General features: G+C 73.4%; 8 protein-coding genes and 1 pseudogene. 5 read left to right on the top strand and 4 right to left on the bottom strand.

Going from position 1 to position 8600, the window contains the following annotated elements:
• The coding region (locus N869_RS10370) for a glycoside hydrolase family 16 protein (RefSeq protein WP_198026040.1) at nucleotides 1-1026 on the bottom strand (1026 nt) is incomplete at its 3' end.
• Between the two features lie 338 nt (nucleotides 1027-1364).
• Here N869_RS10370 and N869_RS17795 point away from each other — a divergent pair.
• Together N869_RS17795 and N869_RS10375 are read left to right on the top strand one after the other, a co-directional pair.
• Nucleotides 1365-1721: pseudogene (locus N869_RS17795) on the top strand (mycothiol transferase); the annotation flags it as partial.
• A gap of 117 nt (nucleotides 1722-1838) precedes the next feature.
• On the top strand, nucleotides 1839-3422 hold the full coding sequence (locus tag N869_RS10375; protein ID WP_198026041.1) for an SDR family NAD(P)-dependent oxidoreductase: 1584 nt from the start codon (nucleotides 1839-1841) through the stop codon (nucleotides 3420-3422).
• Here the strand turns inward: N869_RS10375 and N869_RS10380 are convergent.
• Nucleotides 3401-4039 (bottom strand): TetR/AcrR family transcriptional regulator, encoded by a 639-nt coding sequence (locus N869_RS10380; RefSeq protein ID WP_035061209.1) that lies wholly within the window; start codon nucleotides 4037-4039, stop codon nucleotides 3401-3403. The two genes, N869_RS10375 and N869_RS10380, sit on opposite strands and share 22 nt — an antisense overlap.
• Nucleotides 4040-4042: 3 nt before the next feature.
• Entirely contained in the window at nucleotides 4043-4678 is a 636-nt protein-coding gene (locus tag N869_RS10385; RefSeq protein ID WP_035061212.1) for a GNAT family N-acetyltransferase, read from the bottom strand.
• 155 nt (nucleotides 4679-4833) lie between these two features.
• Here N869_RS10385 and N869_RS10390 point away from each other — a divergent pair, with 155 nt between their 5' ends.
• Nucleotides 4834-6402, top strand: a complete 1569-nt coding sequence (locus N869_RS10390) for a glycoside hydrolase family 43 protein (RefSeq protein WP_035061216.1) — start codon at nucleotides 4834-4836, stop codon at nucleotides 6400-6402.
• A 91-nt stretch (nucleotides 6403-6493) separates the two neighbouring features.
• On the top strand, nucleotides 6494-7369 hold the full coding sequence (locus N869_RS10395) for a hypothetical protein (protein ID WP_035061219.1): 876 nt from the start codon (nucleotides 6494-6496) through the stop codon (nucleotides 7367-7369).
• A 327-nt stretch (nucleotides 7370-7696) separates the two neighbouring features.
• Here N869_RS10395 and N869_RS10400 read toward each other — a convergent pair whose 3' ends face one another.
• Nucleotides 7697-8296: a TetR/AcrR family transcriptional regulator gene (locus tag N869_RS10400; RefSeq protein WP_052105384.1), complete on the bottom strand. Its 600-nt coding sequence runs from the start codon at nucleotides 8294-8296 to the stop codon at nucleotides 7697-7699.
• A 61-nt stretch (nucleotides 8297-8357) separates the two neighbouring features.
• Between N869_RS10400 and N869_RS10405 the strand changes: the two genes are divergently transcribed.
• The coding region (locus tag N869_RS10405; protein ID WP_156968492.1) for an FAD-dependent monooxygenase at nucleotides 8358-8600 on the top strand (243 nt) is incomplete at its 3' end.

The following is an 8600-nucleotide window of genomic DNA, read 5'->3' on the forward strand; positions in this document are numbered from 1 at the left end:
AGGAGCGGCGACCGGAGGGGTGGCGGCCGGAGGCGCCGGTGCCGGGGGTGTGGTCGGGTTGCACGCCCCGGGGACGACGCCGTCGACGAAGTCGGTCCCCGCGGCGCGCAGGCCCGCGACGCGCGCCTGCACCTGGCCAGGTGTGAGGACCTCGTCGGCGGAGTGGTAGACGTACTCGACGTCCTGCTCGTACCGGCTCACACCCCCGGTGTGGGAGTCGAGGTCGATGAACCACAGGTTGAACGCCAGCAGCATCGGGGAGTCGGGGTAGACGTACCCACCGTGCTCGGCCACCTGCTCACCGTCAACGAAGTAGCGGACGACACCGCCGTCCACCTGCATCACCAGGTCCCGCCACCCCTCGAGGCTCCCGACGACGGGGGTGCTCAGGTTGTCCGAGCGCCACGGGTCGGGCCGGTAGGTCTCCCACGTCGTCAGGAAGAGGGTGGGCCCGTCCTGGCCCCAGCCACCGTTGGGCAGGTACTCGAAGTCGATCTCGCTGTAGTCCGGGTCGTCGGGGAAGTGGAGCGGGGTGATGCCGAAGAACGTCTGCACGACGGGGTCCCCGTCCGCGCCGGCCACGGGGGCGTCCGTGAAGCGGACGCGCGCAGCCCACGTCCCCTCGAAGAACTTCTGCTGGTGCGAGACCTCGGCGCTGACCGTGCCGGACGGTGTGCCGTCGGTCTCGGCCTGGAGGCGCATCGCGCGCGCGGTCCCCTCCCCCGTGAACGTGACGTTCGCCGGTGACCACGCGCCGCCGCTCACACCCGGCCCACCGCCACCGCTGCGCACCCTCCACCCCCGGGCGGACAACCGCTCGTCACGGGACGAGGAGTAGGCGAAGTCGTCGAAGAACTGCCCGCAACCCCCCGACGTCGCTGTCGGGGTCGACGCCGCAGCGGGCGGCGGGACGGCGCCGGTCGACGGGGCGGCGCCGGCGGACGGCACCGACGCGGGGACGACGAGCGCGAGCGCGGCTGCCGTCAGCGCCGTCCGGCGCAGGGACGATCGGGGGGACGCTGTCATGGGAGACCTCTTCGTCGGGGGAGCAGGCCAGCACAATGTCACGAAACGGTAACGACGCGCCAGGTTTCCCCCCAAACCCCCTGAAACCGCCCACCCTCCCGGCCATCCCTCCGCGGCACTGTGCCCGGCGCACCCGGCCAGACGGCGAGTGGGACCGATCCGTTACGGATTCCGCAACCGTTCGGTCCCACTCGAGCGCGGGCTCGGGGTGGGGGCGCGGCGCGGGGCTGGGCGCGGGGTGGGGCTGGGCGCGGCGCGGGGAGCCGAGCGCGGGCCTCTCGCCGGAGGCCGCGCGATAAGACCTGGGTGGCGTGGGGGCCTTCTGGCAGGCTCGGACGATGGACGACGTCGGCCCGCCCTCGGCACCATCGGCCCTGACACCTGACCGCACCGACCCTCCCCACAGGGAGGACGAGGCACGAACCCTCCTGGGATTCCTCGACTTCCACCGCCGCACCCTGCTCCTCAAGCTCGACGGGCTCGACACCGACGCGCTCAGCCACCGCCTGCCCCCGTCGACCATGACCCTCGGCGGGCTCATCAAGCACCTGGCGATGGTCGAGGACAACTGGTTCGGCGTGGTGTGGCAGGGCGCCCCGCCCACCGAACCATGGGCGTCAGCCGACTGGGACGCCGACCGTGACTGGGAGTGGACCAGCGCCGCCGGTCAATCCCCCGCCGAATCAACCGACCCCTTCCGGTCCTGCGCCCGGGGCCGTGGGGGCACCTGGGCCGCAGGCACGGGGCCGCGTAGAATCCTGCGGGCCCGCGAGACCGCGCCGGCTTCACCCCCACGCAGGACGGAACGGCGCATGAGCGCGCACACCACCACCTCCCACCGCCCGTCCAACGGCGCACCGCACGACGCACCGCACGACGCGCAGGACGACGCCCGGACCGCCGGCCCGGACAGCGCCCCGGAAGACGGCGGCGCCACGCACCCGGCCATCGACCCAGACGACTTCGCGACGTTCCTGCGGGTCATGGACCAGGTGGCCGTCCTGCCCAAGACCCACCCGCAGCACGAGGCCGCCCGCCGGGCGTCGTCCGCCCTGTTCAAGGCCGCGAAGAAGCACCGTCGGGACGAGAAGCGCCGCATGATCGCCCAGGCGGATGCCGCCGTCGTCGCCGCGACCGCCACCGGCAGCCCGGGCCGCATCGACGACGAGACCAACGGGTTGCCGCTGAGCTCGACCGCCACGGGGGCGACCGCGGGGACGCTGCTGCGCTCACGCCCCTGCTACGTGTGCAAGCAGCACTACACGGTTGTCGACGCGTTCTACCACCAGCTGTGCCCCGACTGCGCGGCCCTGCACCACACCAAGCGCAACGCCCGCACCGACCTCACCGGACGCCGCGCGCTCCTGACCGGTGGCCGCGCCAAGATCGGCATGTACATCGCGCTGCGGCTGCTGCGCGACGGCGCGGACCTGACGATCACGACGCGGTTCCCGCGCGACGCGGTCCGCCGGTTCAGCGCGATGGACGACTCCGCCGAGTGGATGGACCGGCTGCACGTCGTCGGCATCGACCTGCGCGACCCCGCACAGGTCGTGTCCCTCGCCGACCACGTCGCCGCCCAGGGCCACCTCGACGTCCTCATCAACAACGCCGCCCAGACCGTGCGCCGCTCACCGGGCGCCTACACCCGGCTCGTCGACGCCGAGTCCGCTCCCCTGCCCGACGACGCCGCACGCATGATCACCACGTTCGGGCACACCAGCGACGCCCACCCCCGTGCCCTGGCCGGGTCCGTCAGCGACCTCACCAGCCCCGCACTGGCCATCGAACGCGCCGCCCGCGCCGCAGCCGAGGACGTCACCACCCAGGCCCTCACCGCCCAGGCCGCCAGCCTCGGACGCCTCGTCGCCGGCACGTCCATCGACGCCGGCGGGCTCATCCCCGACGTCGCGGAGACCAACAGCTGGGTCGCGACCGTCGAGCAGGTCGACCCCATGGAGCTGCTCGAGGTCCAGCTCTGCAACCAGACCGCACCGTTCATCCTCATCAGCCGCCTGCGCCCGGCACTGGCCGCCTCACCCGCGCGACGCACCTACGTCGTCAACGTCTCAGCGATGGAAGGGGTGTTCTCCCGCGGGTACAAGGGCCCCGGCCACCCCCACACCAACATGAGCAAGGCTGCGCTCAACATGCTGACCCGCACCAGCGCCGCCCAGATGCTCGACGACGGCATCCTCATGACCGCCGTGGACACCGGTTGGATCACCGACGAACGCCCCCACCCCACCAAGGTGCGGCTCGCCGAAGAAGGGTTCCACGCACCCCTGGACCTGGTCGACGGGGCCGCGCGCGTCTACGACCCGATCGTCCGCGGCGAAGCGGGCGAGGACCTCTACGGCTGCTTCCTCAAGGACTACGCGCGCTCGCAGTGGTGAGGGTGCCCGGCGTCGGCGGTCCGTGCCAGGGCTGAGGCCAGCAGCTGGACGGTGCTGCGGGCGGCGTCGTCGTCGCGGGTGCTCAACCACGCGGTCGTCAGACCCGTCGACGCGACGACGAGGGCCTCGGCCAGGGCACGCGCCGCAGCAGGCTCCATCGGCCCTCCGGGGCCCTGCCACCCGTGGAGCATCTGCTCGGCACGGTCGACGTAGGTGGTGTGCTCACGGCGGGCGATGTGCGCCAGCGCGGGGGTGCGTGCGGCGACGCCGACGAGCTCGGCGGTGAGCAGGTGGTACTCCGGGTCAGAGCGGACCCGCCCCAGCAGGGCGCCCAGCGCCCCGGAGATCACCGACTCGAGGTCCCCGCCGCCCGCGACCGTGTCCCACACGTGCGCCAGGCAGGCGTCCAGCTCCCGGTCCAGCAACGCGGTGAACAGCTCGTCCTTGGACCGGAAGCAGTAGTGGAACGCCCCCTGCGGGAGGCCGGCACGGTCGGCGACCGCGCGGGTGGTCGCCGCGGCGACGCCGCCCTCACGCATGACCGCGACGGCCGCATCGAGCAGCTGCTCACGGCGTTCAGCCGCCGGACGGTGCGCGCGGGTACGCCCCTCGGCCACCGTTCAGCCCTCGCCCGTGGCACGCGCCGGGGGCGTGCGCCACATCGAGATCGGCGCGACCTCGCTCGGGATGCCGGTGACCTTCTCGCTGGCGACGAACCCGAACCGGGCGTACAGGGCGGCCGCCCTCTCCGTGGACGCCTCCAGGTAGGCGGGGGCGGGCTGACGAACCTGGTCGATCCGCGCCAGCCGGGACTCGAGCAGCGCCGACCCCACCCCGCGGCCCCGTCCGTCCTCGTGGACGCCGATCGCCGCCAGGAACCAGTGGGGCTCACCGGGGCGCGCAGCGGCCAGCGACCTCTCGACGGCCAGGGCCCTGGTGACGTTCGACGGGTGCACCGCGCGCAGGTACGAGGCGAGGTCCACGGGGTGCGGTAGTCCGAGCCGGCGGCGCGTCGGCGCACCCCACACGGCCACCCCCCACACGTCCGCACCCGTGTCGGAGCGGGCCAGGTCGACCACGCCCCGACGCAGGCCGTCACGGACCGTGGCACGGAACAGGTGCGTCAACCGGGTGAGGCGCTCGTCGGGACGACCCCCGATGGTGGCCGTCATGAGGGCGTCCTTCTCGAACGCGCGCGCCAGGACCGCGGCGGCCTCCTCGACGTGGACAGGTGCTGCGGGGGTGATCGTGACCATGACGGCTCCTGCTCGGTGGGTGGGAAGCGGTGCCACCACCGTACGTCGACTTGGTCAGATGACCAAGTCATTCGACCGAATAAGACCGAACCCGCGCAGGACGTGCACCGCCTAGTGTCGACAGCACCCGCCCGCCCGCGACCGACGGAGACCGCATGAGCACCGTGGCGAACCCGATCCTGCCCGGGTGCTACCCCGACCCGTCGATCTGCCGCGTGGACGACGTGTATTACCTGGTCAGCTCGACGTTCGAGTACTTCCCGGGCCTGCCGATCCACCGCAGCCGCGACCTGGTCAGCTGGGAACCGGTGGGCCACGGCATCCACCGGCCCGGGCAGCTCGACCTCACCGGTGTGGGAGCCTCCCGGGGCCTGTTCGCACCGACGTTGCGGCACCACGACGGGACCTTCTGGCTGATCTGCACCCTCGTCGGCTCCCGGCAGGGCTCACCGGGCGGGCACTTCTACGTCACCGCCACCGACCCGGCCGGGCCGTGGTCGGACCCCGTCTGGCTCGACGGAGAGGGCATCGACCCGTCGCTGCTGTTCGACGACGACGGCCGCGTGTGGGTGCACGCGACCCGGCCGGCACGGGACCCGGCGTGGCACGACCAGACCGAGGTGTGGCTCCGTGAGCTGGACCCCCGCACCGGGACGCTCGTCGGTGACGAGCACGTCCTGTGGCACGGGGCCCTCGAGAACGCCGTGTGGGCCGAGGGCCCCCACCTGTTCACCGTCGACGGCCGCTACTACCTGCTGGCCGCCGAGGGCGGCACCGACTACCACCACGCCGTCGTCGTCGCCCGCGCCGACGCCGTCACCGGCCCGTACGTCGGCTCACCGGCCAACCCGGTCCTCACCCACCGCCACCTCGGCCGTGGCACCGACGTCGTGGGGGTGGGGCACGCGGACCTCGTGCAGGCCGTGGACGGCTCGTGGTGGGCGGTGGCGCTCGGGATGCGCCCCTACGGCGGCTACCACTACAACCTGGGCCGTGAGACGTTCCTGGTGCCCGTGACCTGGGAGGACGGGTGGCCGGTGCTCGCCCCGGGCGAGGGCCGCGTCCCCACCCGGGTCGAGGTGCCGTTCGCCGGTGAACCGCGCCCGGGCCTCACGCAGGGCACCACGTCGGGCCCGGTCGGTCCGGACGACGTGCGCTGGACCTCCCTGCGCGGTCCCCTCACCGGCCTGACCACCACACCGGACGAGTGGCACCTGGGACTGTCGCCCATGACCCTCACCGAACCCGGCACGCCGGCGTTCCGCGGCGTCAGGCAGCAGCACACCGACGTCGACCTGCGGGTCCACCTGACCGTGCCCCTGGCCGACGGCACCGACGAGGAGGCCGGCCTGGTGATCCGGCAGTCCGAGGACGACCACGTGCGGTTGTGCGTCACCTCCCCCACCGACCGGGACGGCACCCGGGACGTCACCGTCGTCCACCGGCACCAGGGCACCGACCACGTCCAGGGCCAGGTCACACTCACCGCCCGGCCCCACGACCCGCTGGTCCTGACGATCAGCGCCCGCGGGCAGGACTACACGCTGACCGCCGCCACCGACGGTGGTCACGAGCACGTGGTCGCCACCGTGGACGGCCGCACCCTCGACTCCGTCACCGCCGGCGGGTTCCTCGGCCTGTGGTGGGGCGTGTACGGCACCAGCAACGGTCGCCCCACCACCACGTCGCTGACCGTCCACAACACCGAGTACCTGCTGCCGTAGAAGGAAGGGGGAACGGGGCTCCCGGCCGACGCCGCCGCGCTACCGTCGGGCACGCGCCGTCACCGGGCGACGCGGAGCGTGAGGACCCGTGATGACCACCAGCCCCGAGCTCCCGACCCCGGGTCTCGCGGACGCACCCGCTGCACCCCGGGGGCGCCGACGCGCCGGCCTCGTGCTGATGTGGACCGCCGCTGCGGTCGGGGTCGCCGCCGTGCTCCTGACGGCCACGTCCGAGCGCGTCGTCCTGGTGCTCGCGGACCTCACGGTGACCGCGCCCGTCCTCATCACGACGACCGGCGGCGCCTTCGTGGTCGCGGCAGCGGGACACCTGCTGTCACGGCGACCGGGACCCCTCCGGACCGGCGAACGGTACCTGCTGGTCGCCCTCGTCGGCCCGGTCGTGCTGATGGTGATCCTCCTGGTGATCCCGCTGCTCGGGTTCTTCTTCCTCCTCCTGCTGGAGGTGGCCGCACAGGCGTTCGTCGCACCGGGCCCCGTCCTGGTGACGCTCGCGGTGATCATCGGCTGCGCGACGGTGATCGCCCGTGCCGGCAGACCCGCCCAGGCACCTGCCGGGACCGACCCCCACGAGGCGGCGGAGGTGTCGACCCCCAGGCCGATGATCCGCGGGATCGCCGCCGCCGTGCTGCTCATGACCATCGCCGGTGCGGTCGTGACCGGGGCGGGCTGGGCCGTGATTCGCCTCGGGGACGACCTCGCGACCGCGCGCGACCCCGGTGGGTGCGCGGCCGTCGTCCGCCAGACGCAGGCCATGTTCACCGGCACGGCGGTCCTGTACGTCGCGAGACCCGGCTCGCTCCTGGCGCACCGGCACGAGGAGTACCCCCTCGAGGAGTCGTTCCCCTTCCGCACCGGCAGCTACACCCTCACCGCCGGCCCCGACACCGTCCACGTCGCGTTCGACGACGGCCGCGGCAACGTCGACTCCCGCATCCCCTGCGCCTGAGGCCCGACCCGTCGTAGCGCTGACCCGCTGACCCGTTGGGAAGCCTCCACCCCGCAGCCGCACCGGACCACCGCCCGCAGCCTCACCGTCGCGCGCCCCTACAGCCCCGTCCGGGACCGATCCGTTGCGGATTCCGCAACCAAACGGTCCCACTCCAGGATGCGCGCACCTGACCTGGCACGCGGCCCCCCGCCTCACTCACGCGCGCCTAACCTCACGCTCCCCACCTCACCCTCTCGCCCGCCTCACGCGGCGCGCCGCCGAGTGGGACCGATGGGTTACGGAAAGCGCAACGGATCGGTCCCGGACCGTGGGGGCGACGGGGCGCTACGGGGTGGGGGGCGCCGGTGAGGGGTGGGTGCATGCGGCGCGCGTGAGCCAGTGGGCCACGTCGGTCAGTGCCGCGCGGTCGACGGGCTCGGTGGCGCGGGCACCGGCGACCCGTTCGAGGACGACGCCGTCGACGGCGGCGACCAACCAGTCGGCGCGCACCTGGGCGTCGGGGGCACCCAGGTGCGCGAGGACGTCCGCGAGCGCTCGCCGGATCGTGGTACCGCCGTCGTGCAGTGCCTGGGCGAGGGCGGGGCGTCGCACGGCTTCGAGGAACAGCTCGTAGCGGGCGAGCTGCCGGGTGCGCTCGGTGGTGACCCAGCGGTGCAGCACGTCGACGAGGGCGTCGGCGAACGTCGCCTGGTCGCCGGCTCGGAGCAGGGGGGCGAGTGCCGCGAGGTCGTCCTGATCCTGGCGCACGAGGTCGGCGAGGCAGGCGTCGAGCAGTGCGGCGCGGGATCGGTAGTAGTACGAGGTGGACCCGGTGGGCAGGCCGGCGGCCTGGTCGACGGCGCGGTGGGTGAGACCGCGGGCTCCTGCTGTGGCGAGGACCTCCAGGGCGGCGCGGGCGATCTGCAGGCGACGGTCGGTGTCCACGAACCCGAACTCTACCGTTGTAGAGTTGGCAGACGGCCTCTACATACGTAGAGTCTCATTCATGGTCCTGGACGTTCGCGCACGCACACGGAGCGCCGCGGTGGTGGGCGCGGGGATCGGGGGCCTCGCCGCCGCGGTGGCGCTGCAGCGCACCGGATGGTCGGTGACCGTCCACGAGCGCGCAACCGCCCCCGAGCCGACGGGTGCAGGGCTCGTCCTGTGGCCGAACGCCGTGCACGCCCTCGACGCCCTCGGTGTGGGTGACGCCGTCCGGGAACGGGCCGCCGTGCTCGGCGGGTCGGCG

Origin of the sequence: Cellulomonas bogoriensis 69B4 = DSM 16987, from assembly GCF_000767165.1 — a bacterium.
In the GTDB taxonomy this organism is placed as follows: Bacteria; Actinomycetota; Actinomycetes; order Actinomycetales; family Cellulomonadaceae; genus Actinotalea; species Actinotalea bogoriensis.

Bases quoted from the DNA above. Each gene is read 5' to 3' on its own strand.
- N869_RS10375 (WP_198026041.1), top strand. From the start codon at position 1,839: ATGAGCGCGCACACCACCACCTCCCACCGCCCGTCCAACGGCGCACCG.
- N869_RS10385 (WP_035061212.1), bottom strand. From the start codon at position 4,678: ATGGTCACGATCACCCCCGCAGCACCTGTCCACGTCGAGGAGGCCGCC.
- N869_RS10390 (WP_035061216.1), top strand. From the start codon at position 4,834: ATGAGCACCGTGGCGAACCCGATCCTGCCCGGGTGCTACCCCGACCCG.
- N869_RS10395 (WP_035061219.1), top strand. From the start codon at position 6,494: ATGACCACCAGCCCCGAGCTCCCGACCCCGGGTCTCGCGGACGCACCC.